Annotated in this window: 19 protein-coding genes; 6 read left to right on the top strand and 13 right to left on the bottom strand. The window is 73.0% G+C overall.

Annotated elements, in window-relative coordinates:
* Window positions 1-142 precede the first annotated feature (142 nt).
* The 4 genes from AQJ54_RS01950 to AQJ54_RS01935 all read right to left on the bottom strand — a co-directional run bounded on the left by AQJ54_RS01950 (window position 143) and on the right by AQJ54_RS01935 (window position 3,972).
* On the bottom strand, window positions 143-1,336 hold the full coding sequence (locus tag AQJ54_RS01950; RefSeq protein WP_165938960.1) for a helix-turn-helix domain-containing protein: 1,194 nt from the start codon (window positions 1,334-1,336) through the stop codon (window positions 143-145).
* A gap of 210 nt (window positions 1,337-1,546) precedes the next feature.
* Window positions 1,547-2,059, bottom strand: coding sequence for a helix-turn-helix domain-containing protein (locus AQJ54_RS01945; RefSeq protein ID WP_062023557.1), 513 nt, complete (start codon window positions 2,057-2,059; stop codon window positions 1,547-1,549).
* 241 nt (window positions 2,060-2,300) lie between these two features.
* Window positions 2,301-2,744, bottom strand: coding sequence for a DUF3017 domain-containing protein (locus tag AQJ54_RS46565; protein WP_062024195.1), 444 nt, complete (start codon window positions 2,742-2,744; stop codon window positions 2,301-2,303).
* Window positions 2,745-3,117: 373 nt separating this feature from the next.
* Complete coding sequence (locus AQJ54_RS01935) at window positions 3,118-3,972, bottom strand: bifunctional methylenetetrahydrofolate dehydrogenase/methenyltetrahydrofolate cyclohydrolase (protein WP_062233196.1); 855 nt, start codon at window positions 3,970-3,972, stop codon at window positions 3,118-3,120.
* 224 nt (window positions 3,973-4,196) lie between these two features.
* Between AQJ54_RS01935 and AQJ54_RS01930 the strand changes: the two genes are divergently transcribed.
* Complete coding sequence (locus AQJ54_RS01930) at window positions 4,197-4,838, top strand: RDD family protein (RefSeq protein WP_062233193.1); 642 nt, start codon at window positions 4,197-4,199, stop codon at window positions 4,836-4,838.
* Window positions 4,839-5,126: 288 nt separating this feature from the next.
* Window positions 5,127-6,791, top strand: a complete 1,665-nt coding sequence (locus AQJ54_RS01925; RefSeq protein ID WP_062233190.1) for a serine/threonine-protein kinase — start codon at window positions 5,127-5,129, stop codon at window positions 6,789-6,791.
* A 38-nt stretch (window positions 6,792-6,829) separates the two neighbouring features.
* Here the strand turns inward: AQJ54_RS01925 and purH are convergent, their stop codons facing one another.
* Window positions 6,830-8,392, bottom strand: coding sequence for a bifunctional phosphoribosylaminoimidazolecarboxamide formyltransferase/IMP cyclohydrolase (gene purH, locus AQJ54_RS01920; RefSeq protein ID WP_062233187.1), 1,563 nt, complete (start codon window positions 8,390-8,392; stop codon window positions 6,830-6,832).
* Complete coding sequence (gene purN / locus AQJ54_RS01915) at window positions 8,389-9,060, bottom strand: phosphoribosylglycinamide formyltransferase (RefSeq protein ID WP_207917341.1); 672 nt, start codon at window positions 9,058-9,060, stop codon at window positions 8,389-8,391. Before purN ends, purH begins: the two co-directional genes overlap by 4 nt.
* A gap of 206 nt (window positions 9,061-9,266) precedes the next feature.
* Between purN and AQJ54_RS01910 the strand changes: the two genes are divergently transcribed.
* Entirely contained in the window at window positions 9,267-10,073 is an 807-nt protein-coding gene (locus AQJ54_RS01910) for a hypothetical protein (protein WP_062233184.1), read from the top strand.
* Between the two features lie 19 nt (window positions 10,074-10,092).
* On the opposite strand, the gene AQJ54_RS45995 is transcribed toward AQJ54_RS01910, so the two are convergent.
* Window positions 10,093-11,928, bottom strand: coding sequence for a cell division protein PerM (locus tag AQJ54_RS45995; RefSeq protein ID WP_062233181.1), 1,836 nt, complete (start codon window positions 11,926-11,928; stop codon window positions 10,093-10,095).
* A gap of 45 nt (window positions 11,929-11,973) precedes the next feature.
* On the opposite strand from AQJ54_RS45995, the gene AQJ54_RS01900 reads away from it, so the two are divergent.
* Window positions 11,974-12,852 carry a sigma factor-like helix-turn-helix DNA-binding protein gene (locus AQJ54_RS01900; RefSeq protein ID WP_062233178.1) on the top strand — a complete coding sequence of 293 codons (879 nt, stop codon included), beginning with the start codon at window positions 11,974-11,976 and terminating at the stop codon, window positions 12,850-12,852.
* A gap of 212 nt (window positions 12,853-13,064) precedes the next feature.
* Here the strand turns inward: AQJ54_RS01900 and sucD are convergent, their stop codons facing one another.
* From sucD to AQJ54_RS01870, 6 genes are all read right to left on the bottom strand, one after another.
* Window positions 13,065-13,949 carry a succinate--CoA ligase subunit alpha gene (sucD, locus tag AQJ54_RS01895; protein WP_030317110.1) on the bottom strand — a complete coding sequence of 295 codons (885 nt, stop codon included), beginning with the start codon at window positions 13,947-13,949 and terminating at the stop codon, window positions 13,065-13,067.
* Between the two features lie 21 nt (window positions 13,950-13,970).
* Window positions 13,971-15,149: an ADP-forming succinate--CoA ligase subunit beta gene (sucC, locus tag AQJ54_RS01890; protein WP_062023536.1), complete on the bottom strand. Its 1,179-nt coding sequence runs from the start codon at window positions 15,147-15,149 to the stop codon at window positions 13,971-13,973.
* A gap of 764 nt (window positions 15,150-15,913) precedes the next feature.
* Window positions 15,914-16,879: a hypothetical protein gene (locus AQJ54_RS01885; protein ID WP_063806390.1), complete on the bottom strand. Its 966-nt coding sequence runs from the start codon at window positions 16,877-16,879 to the stop codon at window positions 15,914-15,916.
* Between the two features lie 225 nt (window positions 16,880-17,104).
* A complete protein-coding gene (locus AQJ54_RS01880; protein ID WP_062234817.1) occupies window positions 17,105-18,295 on the bottom strand; it encodes a VWA domain-containing protein in 1,191 nt (396 codons plus the stop codon).
* A 223-nt stretch (window positions 18,296-18,518) separates the two neighbouring features.
* Window positions 18,519-21,098: a DUF5682 family protein gene (locus AQJ54_RS01875; RefSeq protein WP_062234814.1), complete on the bottom strand. Its 2,580-nt coding sequence runs from the start codon at window positions 21,096-21,098 to the stop codon at window positions 18,519-18,521.
* A 425-nt stretch (window positions 21,099-21,523) separates the two neighbouring features.
* Entirely contained in the window at window positions 21,524-22,654 is a 1,131-nt protein-coding gene (locus tag AQJ54_RS01870) for an ATP-binding protein (RefSeq protein ID WP_062023532.1), read from the bottom strand.
* Between the two features lie 157 nt (window positions 22,655-22,811).
* Between AQJ54_RS01870 and AQJ54_RS01865 the strand changes: the two genes are divergently transcribed.
* Window positions 22,812-24,167: an SWIM zinc finger family protein gene (locus AQJ54_RS01865; RefSeq protein ID WP_062233172.1), complete on the top strand. Its 1,356-nt coding sequence runs from the start codon at window positions 22,812-22,814 to the stop codon at window positions 24,165-24,167.
* Between the two features lie 79 nt (window positions 24,168-24,246).
* Entirely contained in the window at window positions 24,247-25,860 is a 1,614-nt protein-coding gene (locus AQJ54_RS01860; RefSeq protein WP_062023528.1) for a DUF5691 domain-containing protein, read from the top strand.
* The last annotated feature ends 81 nt before the right edge of the window (window positions 25,861-25,941 follow it).

Here is a 25,941-nt window from a genome sequence, read left to right as displayed (position 1 = left end):
TCCCGTGGGGGTACGGTTCGCGTGCCCAGGATTCAACAGCCCATGCACACTCCGAGAAGATTCACCCACCCAGGGGCGCGGGGAACTGCGCGACCAGCCACAACAAACCCGCAGCCGACAACGAGCACCCCCCGGCACCCCCTTAGTCGGTGCACCCCCGCTGCCCCGAAGCGAGCGTCACGCACGCCTTCGCCGCCCCCGCATCCTTCACAGCGACCATCGGCGTATAGGCAATGGTGTCCCCCGCCTCGGTGATGCTCCCGCTCTCCTCGACCACCTTCCCCGCACTCACCTCGACCTTGTCCCCCTGCCCCGCCTGGGTGACCCTCCCCCACGCCGCCCCGCAGGTCTCGCTGTACCGCACCTCGACCACCGCCGCCCCCACGGTCGCGGTCTTGGCGGTGGTCACCAGGTTCCCGCTGCACCCCATCGCCTCGGCGTCCTTCCCGGTGCACCCCTGGCCGCTGCACTTCACCCCCGCGGGCAGCGAGACGGAGGTGGAGGCGGACGGCGACGGGGACTTGCCGGCCCCCGGCTTCTTGTCGCCGCCCGGGTCGGTCAGGAAGAACACGGCGGCGACCACGACCAGCACCCCGACGACCCCTGCGAGGAACATCGTCAGCCGCCGCTTCCCTCCGGAGCCGCCGGAACCGGCAGAGCCGTCCGAACCGGTGGAACCGTCGGACGCCCCGCCCCCCGGCCGCGCGTCCTGCGGCTCGTCGTACGGTCCCGGCGCACCCGGCGTCCGCCCCGGCCCGTCGGCCTGGACGGGCGCGGCCGCGGCGGCCGTACGTCCCGAAGACGCCCGCGACGGGCCCTGGTAACCGGCCAGCCCCCAGGAGTTGCCGCCCGAGGAACCGCGGTCGGCCTCCGACTCCGTCGGCTGCGGCGGCACCGTCGGCGCGACCCCGGCCGGTCCCGCCACCCCCGGTGTCACCGTCGCGCTGCCGCTCCTGCGGGCCGTCCCACCGCCCTTGGCGGGCGCGGGCGGCGCCCCGAACTCGCCGAGCGCGGCCCGCGCCTGGGAGATCCGGATGGCCTCCATGGTCATGTCGTGCCGCATCTCCGAACGGCTCCAGGCGCGTTCGGCCAGCTCCCACATCGTGGTCAGATGAATGGGACTGGTGCCGGTGACCTCGGCCAGGGCGACGATCGCGCCCTTCGGCGCGAGCAGCCGGCCGTTCAGATACCGCTCCCAGGACGTCTTGCTGTAACCCGTGCGGTCGGCGACGGCCGCGATGCTCAGGCCGCTGCGGTCGACGAGCCGCCGCAACTGGCTCGCGAACTCCCTGATCTGCGGATCGATGTCTTCAGGCAAGGCCTTCCAACGAGGCATTGCTCCCCCCTCTTTCCCCCCGGTCGGTGCTGTGGTGCTCACGTGCGCTGCAAGGATCCCAGCATTCCGGGCACGTGCGCACGGGTGTATCGGCAAGTTCGACACGTTATCGACGCTGTCGAACAGTGCCGTGTCAAAACCGCAAACTTGTCAATACATCGCCACACGAGGAACACATCGGAAATAACGCCCGCCACGGCAGTTCCCGGCTCACCCAGAGGCCACGGCACCGGCGATCCCCACCGCCAGCAGCAGCACCAGCAGCAGGACGGCGGCCAGCAGCAGCCGGTTGATCCCGCCGGGCTTCCGACGGGGCGGCTCGTCCCACCACGGCAGTGTGGGGTCGTCCTCGTATCCCTCGCCGCCGGAGACCTCACGGCGCTCGCCGCCGGAGACCTTCCCGCCCACGGTGGCGGAGCCCCTGTCGCCCTCCGTGGCCGAGGCCGGCCGGGGCCAGGCCTGCACCGCCAGCTCCCAGCGCACGGTGAGGCGTTCGGCGTCGGTGCCGTCGAGGCCGGCGATCCGGCACAGCGCGGCGACGGCCTGCCGGGGCGGCGGCTGGGTGGCGTTGAGGTAGCGGTGCCAGGAGGACTTGCTGTAGGCGGTGCGGGCGCCGAGCGCGACCAGGCTGAGCCCGGTGCGGTCCTTGAGCCGCCTGAGCTGCTCGACGAAGTGCCGCACCTCCGGCGGCAGATCGTCGGGCAGCGCCTGCCAGCCACTCATCGCCCACCTCCGCGGCGTCCGCACCTGCTCCCAGGCAAGTGACGACGTCGGGGGCCGGATCGGTTCCTGGCCGCGGGGCGGTCGTGGCAGGTCACCCACTCCGTGCCGGAACCGTCACTGCTCTGCCACAGCGGACCGACAGCGGTTGAACAGCCCGCTCGCCGCGCGGGAGGGTGGAGCGCGCCGGCGGTCCGTCCCTCATCGGGGGAGGGGGCGGACCGCCGCGCCTCCCCCGCGGGGATCAGCTGTTGGTGACCGTGAAGTGCAGGGTGTCCTTGAGGAACGGGATCACCAGCCACGGGTCCGGCTGCACCATCATCGCCAGCAGGACGATCGCGGTGCCGAGCACGCCGTAGGTCGCGATGTCGGTGAAGCGGGAGCGCACGGCCAGCATGCCGACGTCGGGCACCAGCCAGCGCAGCACGGCACCGGCGAGCAGGGCCAGCCCGATCAGCAGCGTGCCGACCCGGAACGAGTCGAGCGCCGTCAGCAGCAGTCCGAGGCCCACCGCGGCCGACACGGCGAGCACCGGCCACTGCCGGGCGGGCGCCGGAGCGTCCCGCGGCGCGGCCCGGCCGCCGCCCTCGGGGCGCGCGGTGTCCCTGGTGAACAGCGGAAACCGCCGGGTGGCCCGCCGTGGCACGCCGTCGACGTCGGGCGCGCTGATCGCGTCCCGTACGACGATGTCGGCCTCCGACTCGGGGTCGCCCGCGGGGTCCGGCTCACCGTCGGCGCCGTCGGCCCGCTCGGCGGCAGGAACCGCCGCACCGGACTCCTGAGCCTTCCCGGCCCTCACCGACCCCGCCCCGGGCTCCCCGTCATCCTGGACATGAGCCGAACCGGCGTCCTGGGCCCGCACCGAACCGGCGTCCTGATCCTGCGCCGGCCCCTCGTCCTGAGCCCGCACCACCGAACCGGCGTCCTGGCCCTGCGCCGAAGCGCCGTCCCGGGCCCGCCCGGAACCGGCGTCCTGGGCCCGCGCCGACCCGGCCGGCCCCGCGGAGCCCGCCGTCCCGGTCGCCCGCGCCGCCATCCGCCGCTCCTTCGGTCCCCGTTCCTCAGCCGACACCGCGCTCCGCCGCCTCGACCACGTTGACGAGCAGCTGGGCGCGGGTCATCGGGCCGACGCCGCCCGGGTTGGGGGAGATGAAGCCGGCGACCTCGGCCACGCCCGGGTGGACGTCTCCGACGATCTTGCCCTCGGCGTTGCGGGAGACGCCGACGTCGAGGACGGCGGCGCCCGGCTTCACGTCCTCGGGGCGGATCAGGTGGGCGGAACCTGCGGCGGCGACGATGATGTCGGCGCGCTTGAGGTGCGCGGAGAGGTCCCGGGTGCCGGTGTGGCACTGGGTCACCGTCGCGTTCTCGCTGCGGCGGGTCAGCAGGAGGGGCATCGGGCGGCCGATGGTGACACCGCGGCCGACGACCACGACCTCCGCGCCCTTGATCTCGACGCCGTAGCGGCGCAGCAGGGTGAGGACGCCGTTGGGGGTGCAGGGCAGCGGGGCCGGCTCGTTGAGGACCAGGCGCCCGAGGTTCATGGGGTGCAGCCCGTCCGCGTCCTTGTCCGGGTCCATGAGCTCCAGGATGCGGTTCTCGTCGATGCCCTTGGGCAGCGGGAGCTGGACGATGTAGCCGGTGCAGGCGGGGTCGGCGTTCAGCTCGCGGACGACCGCCTCGATCTCCTCCTGCGTGGCCGTCTCCGGCAGCTCGCGCTGAATGGAGGCGATGCCGACCTCCGCGCAGTCGCGGTGCTTGCCGGCGACGTACTTCTGACTGCCGGGATCGCTCCCGACCAGGATCGTGCCGAGGCCGGGCGTGACGCCCTTCTCCTTCAGCGCCGCCACGCGGGCGGTCAGATCGGACTTGATCGCGGCTGCGGTGGCCTTGCCATCGAGAATCTGGGCGGTCATGACCCCATCCTCCCGGATGACCGGCCCCGGGTTCCAATCAGGGTTCCAATCCGGGTTGCACTTGCACAACACATCGCAATGCACCTGGACAAGCCCTCTTCTCTCCTAGAAGCATGGAGGGCGCTGTATCGCGGCTGATGTTCGGGGGGCATACCGCTTCATTTCGTGACGTTCCTCCGCACAATTCCGCAACGTCCCCTTTGCGTTCCCGGAGGATTCCCACCATGAGTTTCGGCTCGCCCAACAACCCGTACGAGAAGCCGCAGAACCCCCAGCAGCCGCAGCCGGGTTACGGCTACCCCCAGCAGCCGCAGCAGCCCCAGCAGCCCGGTTACGGCTACCCGCAGCAGGCCCCGCAGGGCGTGCCGCCGCAGCAGGGCTACCCGCAGCAGCCCGGTTACGGCTACCCGCAGGCGCCGCAGGTCCCGGCCTCCGCCTACGGCTACCCGCAGCAGCCGGGCTACGGCGGCCAGCCGCCGTACGCCAACTGGGGCCAGCGCTTCCTCGGCTTCCTGGTCGACATGCTCGTGTTCGCGGTGCCGTACGTCCTCGTCATCGTCGGGGCCAACGCCAAGATGGGCGCCCTGTCGGCGATCGGCGGCCTCGCGCTCCTCGGTCTCGCGATCTACCAGCTGATCATCGAGGGCAAGAACGGCCAGACGCTGGGCAAGAAGGCCCTCGGCATCCGTCTGGTGCGGGAGTTGGACGGACAGCCCATCGGCGTCGGCATGGCCTTCGTCCGCCGCCTCGCGCACTTCCTGGACAGCCTGGCGTGCTACCTCGGCTGGCTGTGGCCGGCCTGGGACGCCAAGCGTCAGACCTTCGCCGACAAGGTGTGCTCGACCATCGTGATCCGCACCAACTGAGCTTCGCCGCACCACGATCGACGGCGGACGGCCGTGCGTGCCGCCGCCACGCCACTCTCCCCGGGGCCGTGTCACACCTGACACGGCCCCGGGGCGTGCTGCGCCTGTCTTCCCCGGCTGCCCCGGGCGCCGGTCCCCAGGTGTTCCCGGCGCCCGTTCCCCGGGTGTCCCGGGCCCCCGTGTTCCCCCCGTATCCCCGCGCTCCCCGGTGCCGGACGGTAGCCTCTCGTCCGTCAACTGGCGTGACACGTGAGCACGTTGTGGATCTATGAGGCAGGTCGGGGAACCGTGACAGACACACCGGCGGCCGGTGACACCGCCCTGCGGCAGGTGGGCGCGGCCCCGCTGCTGCCCACCGATCCCCCGCGCATCGGCCCGTACGCCCCGCTCGGCCTGCTCGGCAGCGGTGGCATGGGCCGGGTCTATCTGGCCCGGCACGCGGACGGCAGGCCGGGGCTGGCCGCCGTGAAGGTGATCCGGCCCGAGTACGCCGAAGGGCCGGATTTCCGCCGGCGGTTCGAGCGGGAGGCCGCCGTGCACGGGCGGGTCCGCACACCCCGCGCACCGCACCTGCTGGGCACGGGGTTCGACGACGCCCTGCTGTGGATGTCCACCGAGTACCTGCCGGGCCTCACCCTCGTGGACGCCGTGCGCGAGTGCGGGCTGATGGAGCCGGCCGGGGTGTGGCGGCTCGTGGCGGAGCTCGGCGAGGCGCTGTCGGCGCTGACCGCCGCCGGGGTGGTGCACCGGGACCTCAAGCCGTCCAACGTGATCCTGTCCCCGCGGGGCGCGCACGTCATCGACTTCGGCATCTCCCGCGCCGCCGACAGCAGCGCGATCACCACGACCGGCAACCGGGTGGGCACGGCCGCGTACATGGCGCCCGAGTACCTGCGCGAGGGCCGCTGCGACGCCGCCTCCGACGTCTTCTCGCTCGGCTGCACCCTCGTCTACGCCGCCACCGGGCACGCCCCCTTCGGCGACGGGACCGGCGTGGACGTCATGCACCGGGTCGCCTTCGAGGCGCCCGACGCCGAGGTCATGGACGAACTCGCCCAGTCGGACCCCGCGTTGGCCGCGCTGCTGACCGCCTGCCTGGCCAAGGACCCCGCCGGGCGGCCCGCTCCGCGGCAGCTGACCGACGCCGCCACGGCCGCCGGGCACGGCCGCGCCTCCCACTGGCAGGAACCGCTCGCCGCCCGGCTCCGCGAGCGGCAGCAGGGGTGCGCGGTGCTGGCGGACCTGCCCGCGGGGAACGGTCCCTTCCGTACGCCCACCCAGCCGGTGGTCTCCCATGCTCCCGCGCCGACCGCTTCCCGGAACGGCAGACGCAGGAGGCCCCTCATGGCCGGCGTCGCGGGCATCGCCGTCGGGGCGGTGGCCGTCGGCGCCTTCCTGCTCACCCGGCCGGGCCTCGAGTCCCCCGCCGTGGCCGCCCCGACGGGCTCGGCCGGCGCCACGGCATCGACCGCACCGGCCTCCTCGCAGCCCAGCGCCTCCCCTTCGGCCTCCGCCTCCGCCCAAGAGGACGAAGAGAAGAAGGACAAGGACAAGGGCAAGGACCAGCAGGTCACCGTGGAGAGGACCAGCCCGGAACCGGACAGCACACCGTCCCCGACCACGACCCGGGCCGGCGGCGACAACCCGCCCGCACCCACCCCCACCGCCACGGTCACCAGGACCACCGCGCCCCCGGCCGACCCCGCCTGGATATCCGGCTGCACCTACTACTCGGGCACCGAACAGACCGAGTACGGCGACAAGGGCCAGCGGGTCGTCCAGGTGCAGTGCATGCTCACCAAACGCGGCTACAGCGTGGGGAGTTCGGGCGTGGACGGCGAGTTCGGCAAGGACACCCGGTCGGCGGTGAAGCAGTTCCAGAGCGCCAAGGGGCTGGAGGTCGACGGCCAGGTGGGGCCCTACACGTGGGCGGCGCTGCGCAGTTCGACGTAGCGCCGCCCTCGGCCGTGCATCAACCGCACGGCTGTGTGTCAGTGGAAGAAGTGGCGCGTCCCGGTGAAGTACATCGTGACGCCCGCCTTCTTCGCGGCCTCCACGACGAGTTCGTCACGGACCGAGCCGCCCGGCTGGACGACCGCCTTCACACCGGCCTCCAGGAGGACCTCCAGGCCGTCCGGGAACGGGAAGAAGGCGTCCGAGGCGGCGTACGAGCCCTGCGCGCGCTCGGCACCGGCCCGCTCGACGGCGAGCTTCGCGGAGTCGACGCGGTTGACCTGGCCCATGCCGACGCCGACCGAGGCGCCGTCCTTGGCGAGCAGGATGGCGTTGGACTTGACGGCCCGGCAGGCCCGCCAGGCGAACGCGAGGTCGGCCAGCTCGTCCGCGCTCAGCGCCTCGCCGGTCGCCAGGGTCCAGTTCGCCGGGTCGTCGCCCTCGGCCTGGAGACGGTCGGTGACCTGGAGGAGCGCGCCGCCGTCGATCGGCTTGACCTCGGCGGGGTGCGCGGGGGCGGCCGGGGCCTTCAGGACGCGGATGTTCTTCTTCTTGGCGAGCGCCTCCAGGGCGCCCTCCTCGTAGTCCGGCGCCACGATGACCTCGGTGAAGATCTCGGCGACCTGCTCGGCCATCTCCTTGGAGACCGGACGGTTCACCGCGATCACACCGCCGAACGCCGACAGCGGGTCACACGCGTGCGCCTTGCGGTGCGCCTCGGCGACGTCCGAACCGACCGCGATACCGCAGGGGTTGGCGTGCTTGATGATGGCGACGGCCGGCTCGGTGTGGTCGTACGCGGCACGGCGGGCGGCGTCCGTGTCCGTGTAGTTGTTGTACGACATCTCCTTGCCGTGCAGCTGCTCGGCCTCGGCGAGACCGACACCCGTGCCGTCGACGTAGAGGGCGGCGGGCTGGTGCGGGTTCTCGCCGTAGCGCAGGGTGCTCTTGCGCTCCAGGGCGGCCGCGATGAACTCGGGGAACTGCGAGTCGTCGGCGGGGGCGTAGGCGCTGGCGAACCAGCTGGAGACCGCGATGTCGTACTCGGCGGTGTGCCGGAACGCCTCGGCGGCGAGCCGCTTGCGGGTGGCGAGGTCGAAGCCGCCGTCCTTGACCGCGGCCAGGACGTCGGCGTACCGCTCGGGGCTGGTGACGACGGCGACCGAGGGGTGGTTCTTGGCGGCGGCACGCACCATGGAGGGGCCGCCGATGTCGATCTGCTCGACGCACTCGTCGGGGGAGGCACCGGAGGCGACGGTCTCGCGGAACGGGTAGAGGTTCACGACGACGAGGTCGAAGGGCTCGACACCCAGCTCCGCGAGCTGCTCGCGGTGGCTGTCGAGGCGCAGGTCGGCGAGGATGCCGGCGTGCACGCGCGGGTGCAGGGTCTTGACCCGGCCGTCCAGGCACTCGGGGAAGCCGGTGAGCTCCTCGACCTTGGTGACGGGGACGCCGGCGGCGGCGATACGGCCGGCGGTGGACCCGGTGGAGACGAGCTCCACGCCCGCCTCGTGCAGGCCGCGCGCGAGGTCCTCGAGGCCGGTCTTGTCGTAGACGCTGATGAGCGCCCGGCGAAGGGGCCGCTTGTTCTCGGCGGTCACTGGATAACTACCTTTCGTCCCTCAATGCGATAGCCGTTGCGGGCGAGCCGCCCCACGACCTCGACGAGCAGCCTTCGCTCGACTTCCTTGATGCGCTCGTGCAGAGCGCTCTCGTCGTCCTCGTCCCGGATCTCCACCACGCCCTGGGCGATGATCGGTCCGGTGTCGACGCCGTCGTCGACGAAGTGGACGGTGCAGCCGGTGACCCGGGCTCCGTACGCGAGCGCGTCACGGACGCCGTGGGCGCCGGGAAAACTGGGCAGCAGCGCGGGGTGGGTGTTCACGAACCGCCCGCCGAAGCGGGCGAGGAACTCCTTGCCCACGATCTTCATGAACCCGGCGGACACCACGAGGTCGGGTTCGTGGGCGGAGACGGCCTCGGCGAGGGCGGTGTCCCACTCCTCGCGGGTCCCGAAGTCCTTGACCCTGCACACGAAGGTCGGCAGCCCGGCCCGCTCGGCACGCGCGAGCCCCTCGATGTCCCCGCGGTCCGCGCCGACCGCGACGATCTCGGCACCGTAGGCATCGACGCCGATCGTCGCGATGGCGTCGAGGAGCGCCTGGAGGTTCGTACCGGATCCGGAGACCAGCACGACCAGTCGCTTGACCGGCTCGGCCACGATGGGGCCCTTTCTCGGGGGATCTTTTGTACGGTCGTACGAATGCATCGAGCCCCGGTATACGGGGAAGCCTACGAAGCGGCCGACCGTCAGCAACGATACCGGCACACCGGAAGGCCCCCACGGGACGGGGGCGTGGCCGGAAGGTAGCGTCTGCCAGGGGCCTCTCCGGGAACGCGGGCGGTGTGCGGTGCGTTGACGCAGTGACGGCTCTCGCCAGACGACTCGTACTCCTAGGGGAAGACGCTCACTTGATGTCGGACCGCAGCCTGCGACTCCTCACGCTCCCCCAGCACTCGGTGCAGGGAGGGGGGCGCAGCGGCGTGCTGCTGAGGGAGCAGCCCACGTCACCGCCGGACGCGCCGTCCTCCGGCAGGAAGAACGGCGAGGGGCAGGGCGGTCGAGCCGACGAGGACAACCCCTTCGCCCCGCCGCCGGAGGGCACCCCGGACCGCCCGTGGCAGCCGCGCCGCCCCGAAGGCTCAAAGGGCCCGGAGGGCTCCGAAGGCTCCGAGGGCGACGACAGAAGCGGTTACACCCCCTGGGGCAGTCAGTGGAGCGACCGCCAGCCGGGCCGCTCCGACGGCGGCTTCGGGGACCGCCCCGGCCTGAATCCCGGCGGCGGCCAGGAGGACAAGGGCGGCAGCGGCCCCGGCATGCGCTGGGACCCGACGGACCCGGCCCAGCGCCGCGCCCGCTACGCCCTGCTGTCCGGGATGTGGGCCTTCTTCTTCGTCCTCTACGGCTGGCAGCCCGTGGGGCTGCTGCTGGGTGCCCTCGCCCTGTACTGGGGCGGCAGCGCCCTGCGCGCCAAGCCCCGCACCCCCGACCCGAACACCCCCGCCCCGCCGCAGTCCGCACGCCCCCAGACCACGGCGGCCATGACCGGCCTGGTCACCGCCTCCCTGGCCATCCTCTTCGTGGCGGCGAGCTTCACCACGCGGCTGGTCTACGACGACTACTACACCTGCGTCAACGACGCCCTCACCAACCAGGCCCAGCAGTCCTGCTCGGACCTGCTGCCGAAGCAGCTCCGGCCCCTGCTGGGCGTCGACAGCTGAGGTCAGTGGGCCGGGCCGGTCAGTCGGCCGGGCGGGGCTCGTCGGGCTCGTCGGGCTCGTCGGGCTCGTCCGCCGGCTCCTCCAGCAGCGCGGCCCAGCGGGCCTCGTGGGCCGCGTCCTCGTACCAGGGGGCGGCCGGTGCGGGGAACGGATCGGGTGAGAGGGACGGGCTCGGCGCGGGGGTCGGGCTCGGCGCGGGGGTCGGGCTCGGCGCGGGGAACGGGCTGGACTTGAGGAACGGGCTCGGCGCCGGGTCGGCGGGGAGCACTTCGTACGGCTCGTAGGTGTCGTCCTCGTCGTCGGGAACGTCTTCCCGGGCCGGAGCGCCCGCCTGATCGGGGCGGCCTGGGACGCGGCCCTGGTCGAATGGGGTGTCGTGGGGACCGCTCGGCTGCACCTGGCCGTTGTCAGGTGCGGTCCAGGACGGTGTGGTCCCGGGAGCCGCAAGGGGGGCGTCGACCGCCTTCCGCCGGGTGAGGAGACCCCGCATCCGCGACCGCGCTCCGGGAGCCGTTCGGGTCGCCCCCGCTGCCTCGCGCCGGGTGAACAGGCCCCCCGCCCACGCCCGCACCCCGCCGCGCGTACGTCCCCGCCAGGCCCGGACCCCCAGCCCCACCGGCACGCCCACGGCCACGAGCCACACGGCCACCGCGCCGCCGACCTGCCACCACACCGGCCCGAACCGGGCCAGCGCCCCCACCCCGAGCGGCCCGCCGGCCAGCACGGCGAGCACGGCGACCGCTGCGGCGCACAGCACCGCGGCCCAGCACACGGCCCCCGCGGTCCGTCCCCGCGACCACCCGGTGTCGGCGGCCCGCCCCACGAACCAGCCCAGCACCACCCCGGCCACCAGCGGCACCCCCGCCACCGCCCAGTGCACCGGTCCCTCAGGCCCCGCCTCCGGCACCGCCGCGAGCAGCGGGAACGGCGGCAGCAGCGGCGCGGGGTCCGAGGTCAGCGGCCCCACCACATGTCCCGCGCCCAGGACGAATCCTGGCCCGGCGGCATAACCCACCGCCCACACCGCCGCGTTCGGCACCAGCGCGGCACAGAGCAGCAGCACGGCGAACCGCCCCGACCATCCCTCCGTCAGCTGGAGGAAGGAGCCCCGGGTGGCCTCGCCGTGCACCACCAGCGACACCCCCAGCACCGCCGCCCCGCCCCCGGTGAGCGCGGCGACCCCGGCCCCCGCGGCACGGGCCGCGACGGCGAGCCGTGCCCTCGCCTCGACCCCGAGCACATACCGCCGCAACCCCGGGGGCAGCAGCACCAGCACGCTGTCGAGGGCGTCGCCGGGGCGGCCGTACGCCGTCCATACCCCCGCCCCGGCCGCACCCATGGCGACGACGGGCAGGCACACACAGACCCATGGCCACGAGGGCCGCAGCGCGCCGCCGGACGCGTACAGCGAGGCGGCCGCGCCGACGGCGAGGTAGCCGAGCACGACCCCGGTCCACGCCGTGCGCCCGGACGCGGGCGGCGGTGCCTCGTCCCCCGAGGCCACGTCCCGCGCGGCCCGGTGCACCAGCCACAGCGGCAGCGCTAGCAGCAGCATCGGGGTCACCCCCACGGGGGCCGGCACACCGGAGAGGGTGTCCGTACGGACCAGTTCGGCGCCGTGAGCCAGCAGCCACAGGGCCGCGGCCACGTGCAGCGCCCCGCCGGGGCCGCTGTCGGGATAGGGCGAGCTGATCCACAGCACCATCACCAGCACGGCGAACGAACCGAGCCCGAGGCCCGCGGCGACCGCACCACCCAGGAGGCTGGCGGCCAAGCCGGGCGTTCGGTCGCGCAACCGGGTGAGCAGGGGCGACAACGACGTACGGCGAGCGGTCATCTCGATCACGCCCGCCATGCTCCCAACGACACGCGCTTTCACGACGCAACACGCGAACAACCGATGTGTCGCTCAATATACGACTATGTACTTTTTCGTACGAAGGGGTGTGCTGTGACGGCGGAACTGGAGCCTTCCCCCGCTTCCCTGACACCCGCTCAGGCCTTCGACGCGCTGTACGCGTTCTGCGCCCCCGCGCTCGTCCGGCAGGCCTATCTGCTCACCGGCCGCCGCGAACTCGCCCGCGAGTCGGTCGAACGGGCCTTCCAACTCGCCTGGCAGCGCTGGCCCGAGGTGGCGGTGGACCCGGACCCGGCGGGCTGGATGCGGGCCATGACGTACGAGTACGCCCTCTCCCCCTGGCACCGGTTCCACCCCCGCCACCGGCGCCACGAGCCGCCGGCCGCCGACCCGTCCGACCGCCCGCTGATGGCCGCACTCCTGGAACTCCCGCCGCCGCAACGGCGTTCCCTCCTGCTGTACGACGGTCTCGGCCTCGATCTTCCGGAGACGGCGGCGGAGACGGAGGCGAGCACGCCGACGACCGCGAGCCGGCTGATGAACGCGCGCGCGGCGATCGCGGCCCGGCTTCCCGACCTGGCCGACCCGTCCGCCCTGCACGAGCGCCTCACCTCGCTGGCCGCCCATGAACGGCTCCACGCGTCGAAGCCGCCCACCGTGCGCAACGGCGGCGAACGCCGGGCCCGTTTCTGGACCCGGGCGGCGATCGCCTTCACGGTGGCGCTGATCGGCACGACGGCGCTCACGGTCCGGACGGCCCCGACCCACTACGAACCGCCGGTGGCACCGGGGGCGGAGATCCAGGGGGTGCCGCCGCGGGTGGGGCAGGGGGCGTTGTCGGAGTCGGAGGTGTCGTTGCGGAGGAAGCTGCGCGAGTCGATGGGGAACGGGCCGGAGAGGGTGGTGCCGCTTGCTCATTAGCGGCGGGCTGCGGGCCGGTGGGGGCTGGTCGCGCAGTTCCCCGCGCCCCTTGAGCAGGTGCGGTGGAAGTCTCTTTTAGGGGCGCGGGGAACTGCGCGACCAGCCACAAAGCACCCGCAGCCGCCAGACCACACAGTGAGGCACCCCATCAGGCGCGATGGGCCCGCCCCAACCCACGGAGCGAGCCCATCGAACGTTCAGCTTCGTACCGTTCAGCCGGCGAGGATCTCCCGCGCCAGCTTCGCCGTCTCGGTCGGCGTCTTGCCGACCTTGACGCCGGCGGCCTCGAGGGCCTCCTTCTTCGCGGCGGCCGTGCCGGAGGAGCCGGAGACGATGGCACCGGCGTGGCCCATCGTCTTGCCCTCGGGCGCGGTGAAGCCCGCGACGTAGCCGACGACCGGCTTGGTCACGTTCTCCTTGATGAACGCTGCCGCGCGCTCCTCGGCGTCGCCACCGATCTCACCGATCATCACGATCAGGTCGGTGTCGGGGTCGGCCTCGAACGCGGCGAGCGCGTCGATGTGCGTGGTGCCGATGACCGGGTCGCCACCGATGCCGACGGCGGAGGAGAAGCCGATGTCACGCAGCTCGTACATCATCTGGTACGTCAGCGTGCCGGACTTCGAGACCAGACCGATGCGGCCCGGCTTGGTGATGTCGCCCGGGATGATGCCGGCGTTCGACTGGCCCGGGGTGATGAGACCGGGGCAGTTCGGGCCGATGATCCGGGTCTTGTTGCCCTTGGACACGGCGTACGCGTAGAACGCGGCCGAGTCGTGGACCGCGATGCCCTCGGTGATGACGACCGCGAGCGGGATCTCGGCGTCGATGGCCTCGACGACGGCCGCCTTGGCGAAGGCCGGCGGCACGAAGAGGACGGACACGTTCGCGCCCGTCTTCTCGATCGCCTCGGCGACCGTGCCGAAGACCGGGATCTCGTTGCCGTCGATGTCGACCGACGTGCCCGCCTTGCGGGGGTTCACGCCGCCGACGATGTTGGTGCCGTCGGCCAGCATGAGCTTGGTGTGCTTCATGCCCGTGGCACCGGTCATGCCCTGGACGATGACCTTGGAGTCCTTGTCGAGGAAGATAGCCATGGCTTGTCTGTCCCTCTTCCCTTACTTCGCAGCCGCGAGCTCGGCGGCCTTGTCGGCCGCGCCGTCCATGGTGTCCACGCGCTGGACCAGCGGGTGGTTGGCGTCGGAGAGGATCTTGCGACCCAGCTCGGCGTTGTTGCCGTCGAGACGGACGACGAGGGGCTTGGTGACTTCCTCGCCCTTGTCCGCGAGCAGCTGGAGCGCCTGCACGATGCCGTTGGCGACCTCGTCGCACGCGGTGATGCCGCCGAAGACGTTGACGAACACGGACTTGACGTCCGGGTCGCCGAGGATGATCTCCAGGCCGTTCGCCATCACGGCGGCGGAGGCGCCACCGCCGATGTCGAGGAAGTTGGCGGGCTTGACGCCACCGTGCGCCTCACCGGCGTACGCGACGACGTCCAGGGTGCTCATGACGAGACCCGCGCCGTTGCCGATGATGCCGACCTCGCCGTCGAGCTTGACGTAGTTGAGGTTCTTGGCCTTGGCGGCGGCCTCCAGCGGGTTCGCGGAGTCCTTGTCCTGGAGGGCCTCGTGCTCCGGCTGACGGAACTCGGCGTTCTCGTCGAGGGAGACCTTGCCGTCCAGGGCGATGACGTCACCGGAGGCGACCTTGGCCAGCGGGTTGACCTCGACCAGGAGGGCGTCCTCCTCGACGAAGGTCTTCCACAGCGTGACCAGGACGTCGGCGACCTTGTCGGCGACCTCGGCCGGGAAGTTCGCGGCCTCGACGATCTCGCGGGCCTTGGCCGGGGTGACACCCTCGTTGGCGTCGATCGGCGTCTTGGCGACGGCCTCGGGGCGGGTCTCCGCCACCTCCTCGATCTCCATGCCGCCCTCGACGGACGCGATGGAGAGGAAGGTGCGGTTCGCACGGTCCAGGAGGAAGGAGACGTAGTACTCCTCCACGATCTCCGGGGCCGTCTCGGCGATCATCACCTTGTGGACCGTGTGGCCCTTGATGTCCATGCCGAGGATGTTGGTGGCGTGCTCCACGGCCTCGTCGGCGGTGGCGGCGAGCTTGACGCCACCCGCCTTGCCGCGGCCGCCGACCTTCACCTGGGCCTTGACTACGGACTTGCCACCGAGGCGCTCGGTGGCTGCGCGGGCCGCCTCAGGCGTGTCGATGACTTCACCGGCCAGCACCGGTACATCGTGCTTGGCGAAGAGGTCCCTCGCCTGGTACTCGAACAGGTCCACGCGCTTCCGTCCCTATCAGTGATCTCGCGGTTCGTTGTCTGCGTGGGCGTGCCGCGAGGGCAACGTGACGTCCGACCACTGTCTGTGTCACAAGGGAGGCGCACACGGTGTCCGAGCGCGCGGCATGTCCGTCTCGCAGGTTATCGCTGCTTGTGGAGGGCCTCTAAATCGAGGGTCACACCTGAGCGGTGATACCTGTCACATGATGCCGCCCTCACTGGCACGGCGTGCCGTGAGTGAAGGGCCTCACCGGGGTGGGGTTGCCCCGGTGAGGCCCCTTGCGCAGCCCCTTCAGGGGCCCTGGGCGGTCGGTCCCCACCCCGATGGGGACCTCTTCGCCCGCGCCCGTGAGGGTGCGGCAGGACGGACCGACGGCTTTCGGCCGTCCGGGGCGCATCGCCTCACGGGGCTGGTCGGGGGAGGTCAGGCGCGGTTCCGTGGATCCTGCGCGTGACCCGGGGTGACGGACTGGGCTGTGTCCCGGATGCGGGTGTCTCCCGGATACCGGTACCTCCCGGACGCCGGTGCCCTACGGATGCCGACGGCTGTGGCTGTGGCTGCGGCCTGGGCACGGCGGGGGTTGATCTGGCCGGGTACATCCGGGGTTCAGGTGTCCGAACGGCTGGGGCAGGCAGGCCCGCTTCGCGCCCGCGCACAAGGTCAGGCGCGGGTGGGGAGGTCTTTTGGTCCGGCCGTGTCGTCCGGGCCTGAGGTCCGGCCGTGTGGTCCGGCCCAGTGGTCCGGGCCTGTGATCCCGTCCCGGTCTAGCCGGGAAAGACGGGGATGTCCCGGTGACTGTCCCGGGTCCCGGCCGCGTCGACGTCCGCGGCGGCACCGGGCACGAGCCGCAGCGGCGCCCGGTGGTCGAGGGTGACGGCATGCGCGTCGCCGTGCCGCGAGGAGCCGCTGTCCACGGCGGGCTTGCCGCTCAGGGCGCCGCCCTGGCCGTCGGACGGCAGCTGGTGGGCGGGCGCGGTGGAGGGGGACTCGGTGCGGTGGCCGGAGGCGTGCTGCGGGGAGTCGTGCTGTGTGGAGCCGAGTACGGCGAAGTCGGTCAGGCCGTCGCGGCCAGTGAACCAGGGCCCGTAGGCGGCACCGCTGCTCGTGGAAGGCGCGCTTTCGGCAGGCTCGGCCTTCGAGTGGTCACCCGCTCCGGGCTGCGGCGCCGAGGCGACCGGTGGCGCGGGCACGGGGGCGGGCAGGCTCGGCGCCGAGGGGATCTCCGGCGCGGTGGGAACGGTCGGCCACGACGGGGACTGCGGGAGGTCCGGGAACGACGGCAGGGTCGGCAGCGACGGCAACTCCGGCAGGGACTGCACCGGAGGCAGCCCGACCGTGTCGGTCAGCCCCGTGGTCACCGTCTCGACGAGGTCTCCGACCGGCCGCACGACACCATCACTCACGACCGTCGTGATGCCTTCGGTCACCGGCTGGAGAACCTTGCTTGCGCCGACGGGGGCAGCCGGGGGCTCGGTGGGCCTGCTGTGCGTGCCGTTGTCCGCGTCCGAGCCCGAGTCCATGACCTTCGGTGCGGTCGGCGATGTCAGCGACCGCACCGGCGCCTTCACCGGCAGCGCCCCGACACCGTCCGCCGCGTGCGCCTGCTCCCCGCAGAGGAAGCCCAGCACCAGCAACCCGCCCAGCAGCAGCCCCAGATGCAGCGCACGACGCCCGGACACCCCGCGCAGCACGCGCGCGGCGACACCGGGAAACGCTGCTGACCAGGTCAAGAGAGAGCGAGACCTTCCGTGCGGAGAAGAGGCGAAACGGCATGGAAGCGGGAACGGAAACGGACGGGAAGGGTGAAGACTGTGGAGAGACCGATCCTTGCACGGGGCTCCCGAGGTTGCGCAAGCCCCGTGTTACCGATGCGTAGTCATGTCCGTTTTGCTGGCTGGAATCGCAGGTCACCCGGTCGACAAATCACCGGCGCGGGACTCGAGTTCACGGGTGGGTCACACCGTGTCCGGTATCGGAATCGGCCGCTTCTCGATGGCCGCGGCCATCACCTCCGGGAACAGGTCGGGCGTACAGGCGAAGGCCGGTGCGCCCAGCGCGGCGAGCGCGGCCGCGTGCTCCCGGTCGTACGCCGGCGCCCCCTCGTCGGACAGGGCGAGCAGGGTCACGAACTGCACCCCCGACGCCTTCATCGCCGCGACCCGCTTGAGCATCTCGTTGCGGATCCCGCCCTCGTAGAGGTCGCTGATCAGCACCATCACCGTCTCGGCGGGCCGGGTGATCTGCGACTGGCAGTACGCCAACGCCCGGTTGATGTCCGTGCCGCCGCCCAGCTGCGTGCCGAACAGCACGTCCACCGGGTCGTCGAGCTGGTCGGTGAGGTCGACGACCGCCGTGTCGAACACGACGAGCCGGGTGTCGATCGACCGCATCGACGCCAGCACCGCCCCGAACACCGAGGCGTAGACGACGGACGCCGCCATCGACCCGGACTGGTCGATGCAGAGGACGACCTCCTTCTTCACCGACCGCGAGGCCCTGCCGTACCCGACGAGCCGTTCCGGCACGATCGTCCGGTACTCCGGCAGGTAGTGCTTAAGATTGGCCGAGATCGTGCGGTTCCAGTCGATGTCGTGGTGCCGGGGCCGGTTGATCCGCGCGCTGCGGTCGAGGGCGCCGGTGAGGGTGGCGCGGGTACGGGTGGCGAGCCGCTTCTCCAGGTCCTCGACGACCTTGCGCACCACGGCCCGTGCGGTCTCCTTCGTGGTCTCCGGCATCGCCTTGTTGAGGGACAGCAGGGTGCCGACGAGGTGCACGTCGGCCTCGACCGCCTCCAGCATCTCCGGTTCGAGCAGCAGGGTGGACAGCCCCAGCCGGTCGATGGCGTCCCGCTGCATGACCTGCACGACTGAGGAGGGGAAGTACGTCCGGATGTCCCCCAGCCACCGCGCCACGGACGGCGCCGACGCCCCCAGGCCCGCCGAACGCTCCCTCCCCGCCTGGCCCTTCCCGTCTCCCCTGCCGTAGAGCGCGGCCAACGCCCCGTCCATGGCCGCGTCCTGACCGCCGAGCACGCACCCGGTCCCGTCAGCCGCGTCCCCACCGAGCACCATGCGCCACCGCCGCAGGCGCTCGTCGGCGGCAGGCGCGGAGTCAGCGGAGTCAGGGGTGGGAGAGGGGGGCGCCATGTCGATGGCCATGGTTCCGCTCGGTTCGATGGTTCCGCTCGGTTCGACGGTCATCCGCGGACCCCCGTCCGGAAACGGTCCCAGAGCGGGACCACGGTCACCGGCGTCACCGAACCGTGCCTCGGCCGGAACCCGGCCCTGTGCGCGGGTGCGCTCCCCCGCCCTTCTGCGGCGGCGCCCATCACGTCGCCCCCGCTCCTCGCTGTCCGGGTCACCTCGGTGATCATCCCGCCACCCCCACAAAGTCGTTGCCGTCGGCGTTGGTCAAGGCGTTGTCGTCGGCGTTCGCCGGAGCGTTGTCGTCCCTGTTCGCCAAGTAGGTGCCGTCGGCGTTCGCCAGGTCGTTGTCGTCGTCCAGGCCGAGCAGTAGCCGCACCACCGGCAGCACCGCGTCCGCCCGCGGCCCGTCGAGGTCCGCCCCGAACCCCGGTATCCCGGAACCGGCTCCGGCCGCACTCCCCCGTTGCCCCGGCCCACGCCGGACCAACTCGCCCAGGGTCCGGCGCACTCCGGGCTCGTACGCCGAGAACGTGCGCCGCAGCAGGGGCAGCACATCGGTGAAGGCCTCCGCCGACACCCCGGTGAGCCAGGCGTCGACCAGCCCGAGCAGCCGCTCGTCGTGCACCAGGAGCATCCCGCCGCCGGATCCGCCGCCGACGAAGCCCTCGATCCACGCCGCCGCGTCCCCCGGCGGCGTCCCCGGCGACAGCACCAGCCCCATGAGCCGCGCCACCTCGTCCTGCGCCAGCTCCCCGTCGTCCAGCAGCAGCCGCACCGCCCGCCCACGAATGACACCGGGCACGGTGTCGCGTCGCCCGAGCACCTTGAGCACGCCCAGCCAACGCCCCCGCAGTCCCCGCTGAGCCGGTGCCGACGGTCCCGCCTCCAGCCCCGGTGCGGCCGCGGAAGACACGCCGGAAGGCGCACTCGCCTCCGCGGCCCGCTCGTCCGCGGCCCGCTCGGCCGGCTCGGATCGCTCCGCTTCCGCCACCTCGCCCAGCAGTCCCACCGCGCCATGCACCGCGTCCACATGGCGCCGCATCTCCTCGGCCGCCTCCGCGTCGAGCGCGGCGCAGGCCGGCGGCAGGCCGACGAAGACGCGCTCGGCGAGGCCCGCGGCGACCTCCGCCAGGGCCCCGGTTCCGGTGCCCCGCACATCCCCGTACCGGAGGGAGCGGACAAGGGCCGGCAGGGCCTGGGCGAGGTGGCCGACATCCGCGTCCAGCGCTGCCCGGTCGGCGAGTATCTGCATCACCGTGGGCAGGGCGTCCGGGAGTTCGGCCAGCAGACAGCGTTCGGCGAGCGCGGTGACGTCGGCCAGCCCGGCCGCGGAGACGGCGTCCGCCTCCACCCTGGCCGTGGCTGCGGCGAGCACGGTCGTCCCCCACACCCCCGCCTCGGCGATCCGTACCGCCAACTCCGGCTCCCAGCGCAGCCGCCATGTCTCCCGGAAGGTCCCCGTACTCCCCCGCGAGATCGCCGGCTCGCCCCAGGCCACGCCCAGCAGCCGCAGCCGGTGCAACAGCCTGCTGCGCTCGGCGTCGGTCTCCTTGCGCAGATCGAGTTCCAGCTCCCGCTCCAGCGCCTCGGGCCTGAGCCGCAGCCGCCGCTGGATCCGGTCGAGGTCACGCTGCAAGGGGACCGCGGGCGCCGACTGCGGCACCTCCCCCAGCACGTCGCCGACCACCAGCCGGTCGTGCACCAGCGCCAATGGCACGTCCGAGCCCTCGCACATCACGGCCCGTACCGCGTCGGTCGTCTCACTCAGGCCGGGCAACGGGCGGCCGCGCATCGCCGCGAGCGTTCCGGCCAGCCGTACGGCCTCGATGACGTGCGCCGACGACACGATCCGGTCCTCGTCCCGCAGCAGTCCGGCCACCTTGGTCAGCCATCGCTCCACGGGACGGTCCGGCGCGGCGAACAGGTGCCCGTACCAGCCGGGCGAGTCGATCCCCGCGCCGTAGCCGCTGTGCCGCGACAGCCTGCGGTGTGTCCACGGCACCCATGTCAGGTCCGCCTTGACCTTCGGGAGCCCCTTCAGCAGCGCCTTGTCGGCGGCGAGAGTGCTCTTCCGCCGCAGCGCGGGCACATGCCAGGCCCCGCACACCACGGCCACGTCGTCCCCGAACTCACGCTGCGCCGCCCGCACCTGGAGCCGCATGTACGCCTCCCGCACGAGGTCCCGGTCGTGACCCCCGGTTCCGTACGTCTCCCGCAGCACCCCCATCGCCTCTTCCAGCACGGTGAAGGGCTCGAACACATCCCCCCGCCCCGGACCCCGATGCTCGACGACGTCCTCCCACCACCGCTCGGGATCGTCGTATCCGGCAGCCTCGGCAAGCACACCGAGCGGATCGACCCGAACGGCGTCCGTCGCCGCCGGCTCCGACGCCTCGGACTCCCCCACCCCCGGCACCTCATCCGCGGGCCCGTCCGCCCCTTCGTCTCCCGCCGGGCCGGCATCCGCGGGGCCCCCGTCCCCCTCGTCCCTCCCCCAGGCCAGCGTGTGCGTGGCGGGCAGGTCGATGAAGCGGGCCGGGACGTCGTGCTCCAGGGCCCAGCGGATCGCCACCCACTCCGGGGAGAACTCGGCGAGCGGCCAGAACGCCGAGCGGCCGGGTTCGTCCACGGCGTGGGCGAGCAGGGCGACCGGTGGCCGCATGTCCTCCTCCGCGGCCAGCGGGATCAGCGCGTCGGCCTCGGGTGGTCCCTCGATGAGCACCACCCGGGGCAGCGCCGCGTCCAGTGCCGCCCGCACGGAGCGAGCAGACCCGGGCCCGTGATGCCGCACCCCGAGCAGCAGCGGCCCGGACCCGACTCCCCGGCTGCCGCGCCCACCACCGGTCCGCTTTCCATCGCCGTTCTCATGGCCCACGGCCGCAGTCACCCCCTCGATACTCCGGTCCCCGTCCCCGCTCGCGCCTCCGCCCGAGCCGGGTGCCTCCGCACCGCCGTTCTCATCGACTCCCGTCACGCCGACCCCCGCCCCTCCGCGGCCACTTGGAGTCGTCCTCACCGACCAGCTCGACCCCGCCCGCGTCGCCGTACCGCTCAACGTCCGTCACAACCGTCCCCCTTGGTTCCGCTGGTTCCGCGCCCCTCGACAGCCGGCCCGCATCGATGACCCCGTGTCCGCCCCGACAGCAACCCGGGCCCCCGGACGCCGAGCTGTCACCCATCCCTGTTCCCGTCCGCCGCCCATGCGGTCGCCCCGCCTCAGGTGGCCGCTCACGCACTGACCTCCCGGCAGGCCCGGTAGAAGTCCTTCCAGCCGTCCCGTTCCCGGACGACCGCCTCCAGGTACTCCTGCCAGATGACCCGGTCGGCCGCCGGGTCGCGGACGACCGCGCCGAGGATGCCCGCGGCGACGTCGCCGGCCCGCAGGACGCCGTCGCCGAAGTGGGCGGCGAGGGCGAGCCCGTTGGTGACCACCGAGATCGCCTCGGCGGTCGACAGCGTGCCGCTGGGCGACTTGAGCTTGGTGCGGCCGTCGGAGGTCACGCCGTCGCGCAGCTCGCGGAAGACGGTGACGACCCGGCGGATCTCCGCGATGCCGTCGGGCGCGGCCGGCAGGTCGAGGGAGCGGCCGATCTGGTCGACGCGGCGCGAGACGATGTCGACCTCGGCCTCGACGCTCTCCGGCAGCGGCAGCACGACCGTGTTGAAGCGGCGGCGCAGGGCGCTGGAGAGCTCGTTGACCCCGCGGTCGCGGTCGTTTGCCGTGGCGATGAGGTTGAAGCCACGGACCGCCTGCACCTCCTGGCCCAACTCCGGTATCGGCAGGGTCTTCTCGGACAGGATCGTGATCAGCGAGTCCTGCACGTCGGCCGGGATGCGCGTGAGCTCCTCCACCCGGGCCGTCATCCCCTCCGCCATGGCCCGCATCACCGGGCTGGGCACGAGGGCGTCGCGGCTCGGGCCGTTGGCGAGCAGCTGGGCGTAGTTCCAGCCGTACCGGATCGCCTCCTCCGGGGTGCCCGCGGTCCCCTGCACGAGCAGCGTGGAGTCGCCGCTGACCGCTGCTGCCAGGTGCTCGGAGACCCAGGTCTTCGCGGTGCCCGGCACGCCCAGCAGGAGCAGGGCGCGGTCGGTGGCGAGGGTGGTGACGGCGACCTCGACCAGGCGCCGCGGGCCGACGTACTTCGGGGTGATCACCGTGCCGTCGGGCAGGATGCCGCCGAGCAGGTAGGTCGCCACCGCCCACGGAGACAGCTTCCAGCGGGCCGGGCGCGGGCGGTCGTCCTGCGCTGCGAGCGCGGCGAGTTCATCGGCGAAGGCTTCCTCGGCATGCGGCCGCAACGCCTCGGCCGGCTTTCCCTGCTTCGGTTCCACGGACGTCGGTTCAACGGACACAGTCATGGCTGAGGCCCCCTCCAGCTCGGCCGGTTCGGATCTGCCACCAACCGTGCACCACGCCACTGACAATGCGATCCGACCTGCGGAAACGCGCTCAGCGGGGTCGGGACGGCCGCCGGTCCGAGGCCGATTGTCAGTGGGGGGATCTACCTTCGGTGTCATGACTCAGCAGGGGGTGCGCTGGACGGCGGATCAGGTGCTGGCACTGGCTCCTGACGCCGCCTCACGCAAAGCGGGAAGCAAACTCGGCGCGGCCGGTCCGTGGTCCGAGGCGGGCAGTTCCGAGGAGGGGACGGTGTGGGGGCTGTGCAAGGGCAGCGGCAGCAAGCCGTATCAGACGGTCATCGACCTCGCGGACGCGGCGGGGCCCGCGTACAAGTGCAGTTGCCCGAGCCGCAAGTTCCCGTGCAAGCACGCGCTCGGGCTGCTGCTGCTCTGGGCGGGCGGGGAGGGTGCGGTGCCACCGGGGCCGGCACCGGACTGGGCGGGGCAGTGGATAGAGGGGAGAAGGCAGCGGGCGCAGGAGAAGCGGACGGCGGAACCGGCCGGTTCCGCCGCTGGCGCCGGTGATCCGGAGGGGGCGCGGCGCAGGGCCGAGCGCCGGGCCGTGCGGATCACGGCGGGCGCCACGGAGTTGGAGCAGCGGCTGGCCGACCTGCTGCGCGGCGGTCTGGCGGGGGCGGAGCAGGCCGGGTACGGCCTGTGGGAGGAGACCGCGGCCCGCATGGTCGACGCGCAGGCGCCGGGGCTCGCCTCCCGGGTGCGGGAGTTGGGGGCGATCCCGTCGTCCGGTCCCGGCTGGCCGGTGCGGTTGCTGGAGGAGTGCGCCCTCATTCACCTCCTCGACCAGGGCTGGCTGCGCCGCGAGCGGCTGCCGGACGGGCTGGCGTCGACGGTCCGGTCCCGGATCGGGCTGCCCGCCTCGGCCGACGGACCGCCGCTCCGGGACCGCTGGCTGGTCCTCGCCCAGTACGACACCGCGGACGCCCGCCTGACGACCCGCCGGATCTGGCTGCACGGCACGGACTCGGGCCGCACCGCGCTGCTCCTCTCGTACGGTGCCGCGGGCCGCGCCCCCGAGTTGGCGCTGCCGGTGGGGCTGGAGCTGGAGGCCGAGGTGTCCGCCTACCCCGGCAAGGGGCAGCTGCGCGCGGCCCTCGGCGAGCAGTTCGCACCGCCCGCGCCCTCGGCGACCCGGCCACCTGGAGTGTCGACGGACCAGGCGGCCGCCCGTTACGGCGAGGCGCTGCGGGACGACCCCTGGCTGGACTCCGTGCCCGTGACCCTGGACCGGGTGATACCGGCCCCGGACGGCGACTCCTGGCAACTGGCGGACGCCGACGGCGACTCGGCGCTGCCCCTCACCCCCACCGCCCGCTCCCGCCCCGGCCTGTGGCGTCTGGTCGCCCTCTCGGGCGGCGCCCCGGTCAAGGTCTTCGGCGAGTGCGGCCACCGGGGCTTCACCCCCCTGACGGCCTGGCCGGAGGGCACGGGCGAGGCGGTGCAGCTGTGCTGACCGACACCAGACGGCCGACTGCGATCACGCGCACGCGTCGCACGAAACCCCCCACCCCGACCGGACGGAAAGGAACCGCATGAACAAGACCTCCGCCCCGGACGTCTGGGAGGAGCTCGTCACCTCGGCTCTGCTCGGCACCGCACGCCGTACGCCGCCCGGCGTCGTCCCCGGCTCCGACGCACCGACGGCTCTGCTGGACGCGGCGGCCGTGGAGACCGTACGGCGACGGGCCGGACTGCGGCCCACGCGTGCGGCGGAGCGCCCGCAGCCGGCGCCTCAGGACAGCCGCCCTGCGCTGCCCGCCGCCGCGTCCCGTCGGCTCTCGATGCTGCTGGCCGACCGGCCGGGCACGGGGAGCAGTGGCCGCAGGGGAACGGCACCCGATCTGATGGAGCTGCTGCCGCAGTGGCTCTCGGCGGCCAACGCACACGGCTACGCGGCACCCCCGCACCTGGTGCCCGCCCTGCTGGACGCGGCCCGGGGGCGTACCGACCTGCGGCCGGCTGCACTGGCCTTCGCCGGACCCCGGGCCACCTGGCTCGCCCGGCTGAACCCGGACTGGCGGTTCGCCCTGCGCGCGACACCGGGCGGCGGGACGGCACTGCCCCCTCCGCAGGACACGGCAGCGGTGCGACAGCTGTGGGAGGAGGGGCTGTTCGCGGAGCGGGTCGCGCTGCTCGCGACGATCCGGGCCCGGGAGGCCGCCGCCGCCCGCGAGTTGCTCGCGACGACCTGGGCGACCGAGCGCGCCGAGGACCGGCTGATGTTCCTCGACTCGTTGCGGACGGGACTGAGCGCGGACGACGAGCCGTTCCTGGAGCAGGCACTCGCGGACCGGAGCCGCAATGTGCGGGCCACGGCGGCGGAGTTGCTGTCGGCGCTGCCGGGCTCGGCACTGGCGGCCCGGATGGCGGTCAGGGCCGGGGCGTGCGTGGCCGTCGACCGTACCCATGCCACGCCGACGATCGTCATCGAGGCACCGCACGAGTGCGACCCGGGCATGGAGCGCGACGGCGTCGTGGCGAAGGCGCCCTCGGGTCGGGGTGAACGGTCCTGGTGGTTCGGGCAGTTGGTGGAGGCGGCACCGCTGAGCGGATGGCCGGACCGGCTGGGCGGACGGACCCCCGAGGAGATCGTGGCGCTGCCCGTGGCGGACGACTGGCGCGACGAGCTGCACGCGGCGTGGTGCCGGGCCGCCGTACGGCAACGGGACGCCCGGTGGGCCCGAGCCCTGCTCGGGGTGCCGGCGGCGCCGGAAGCCGGTGGTCCGGGAGCGGTGTCGCTGGCCGAACGGGCCAAGCTGCTCGGCACTTTGGGGGCGGAGGAGCGGGCGGAGTGGGTGGCGGGGTTCATCGCGACTCACGGCCTGTCCGAGGCGTTCCAGCTGCTCGGAGTCTGCACCGTGCCGTGGGCTGCGCCACTGGGACGGGCGGTGGTCGACGCGCTCAACATCGCCCGGGACGCAGGGAGTTATCCGTGGAGTTTCAGTGGGGTGATGGGGCTGGCGGAGCGGTGCCTCGATCCGGGCGAGGCGGGGCGTCTGGAGGGCCTGATGGCGGTCCCGGACGAGCGAGAGGACGCGAGCCCCGGCGCGGGAGGTTACTGGGCGGAGGCCTTCCAGCGCCTGGTGACGACGTTGCGGTTGCGGGGGGCGATGGCGGAGGAGCTGAAGGGGGAGCCGAAAGGGTAATGCCGTGCGGCGTACTGCTGGGGGCGGTTTCCTCAGCCGACCCACCTGGCGCCCCGACCCGCCCGGCGGCCTGGCCGACCT

Origin of the sequence: Streptomyces griseorubiginosus (genome assembly GCF_001514195.1) — a bacterium.
GTDB classification, from domain to species: domain Bacteria; phylum Actinomycetota; class Actinomycetes; order Streptomycetales; family Streptomycetaceae; genus Streptomyces; species Streptomyces griseorubiginosus.
The sequence above is the reverse complement of the archived record's forward strand: the minus strand, read 5'-3'. Positions and strand labels throughout refer to the sequence as shown.

Bases quoted from the DNA above. Each gene is read 5' to 3' on its own strand.
- AQJ54_RS01950 (WP_165938960.1), bottom strand. From the start codon at position 1,336: ATGCCTCGTTGGAAGGCCTTGCCTGAAGACATCGATCCGCAGATCAGG.
- AQJ54_RS01945 (WP_062023557.1), bottom strand. From the start codon at position 2,059: ATGAGTGGCTGGCAGGCGCTGCCCGACGATCTGCCGCCGGAGGTGCGG.
- AQJ54_RS01935 (WP_062233196.1), bottom strand. From the start codon at position 3,972: ATGACCGCCCAGATTCTCGATGGCAAGGCCACCGCAGCCGCGATCAAG.
- AQJ54_RS01930 (WP_062233193.1), top strand. From the start codon at position 4,197: ATGAGTTTCGGCTCGCCCAACAACCCGTACGAGAAGCCGCAGAACCCC.
- purN (WP_207917341.1), bottom strand. From the start codon at position 9,060: ATGCATTCGTACGACCGTACAAAAGATCCCCCGAGAAAGGGCCCCATC.
- AQJ54_RS01910 (WP_062233184.1), top strand. From the start codon at position 9,267: ATGTCGGACCGCAGCCTGCGACTCCTCACGCTCCCCCAGCACTCGGTG.
- AQJ54_RS45995 (WP_062233181.1), bottom strand. From the start codon at position 11,928: ATGGCGGGCGTGATCGAGATGACCGCTCGCCGTACGTCGTTGTCGCCC.
- AQJ54_RS01900 (WP_062233178.1), top strand. From the start codon at position 11,974: ATGTGTCGCTCAATATACGACTATGTACTTTTTCGTACGAAGGGGTGT.
- sucD (WP_030317110.1), bottom strand. From the start codon at position 13,949: ATGGCTATCTTCCTCGACAAGGACTCCAAGGTCATCGTCCAGGGCATG.
- AQJ54_RS01880 (WP_062234817.1), bottom strand. From the start codon at position 18,295: ATGGCGCCCCCCTCTCCCACCCCTGACTCCGCTGACTCCGCGCCTGCC.
- AQJ54_RS01870 (WP_062023532.1), bottom strand. From the start codon at position 22,654: ATGACTGTGTCCGTTGAACCGACGTCCGTGGAACCGAAGCAGGGAAAG.
- AQJ54_RS01865 (WP_062233172.1), top strand. From the start codon at position 22,812: ATGACTCAGCAGGGGGTGCGCTGGACGGCGGATCAGGTGCTGGCACTG.
- AQJ54_RS01860 (WP_062023528.1), top strand. From the start codon at position 24,247: ATGAACAAGACCTCCGCCCCGGACGTCTGGGAGGAGCTCGTCACCTCG.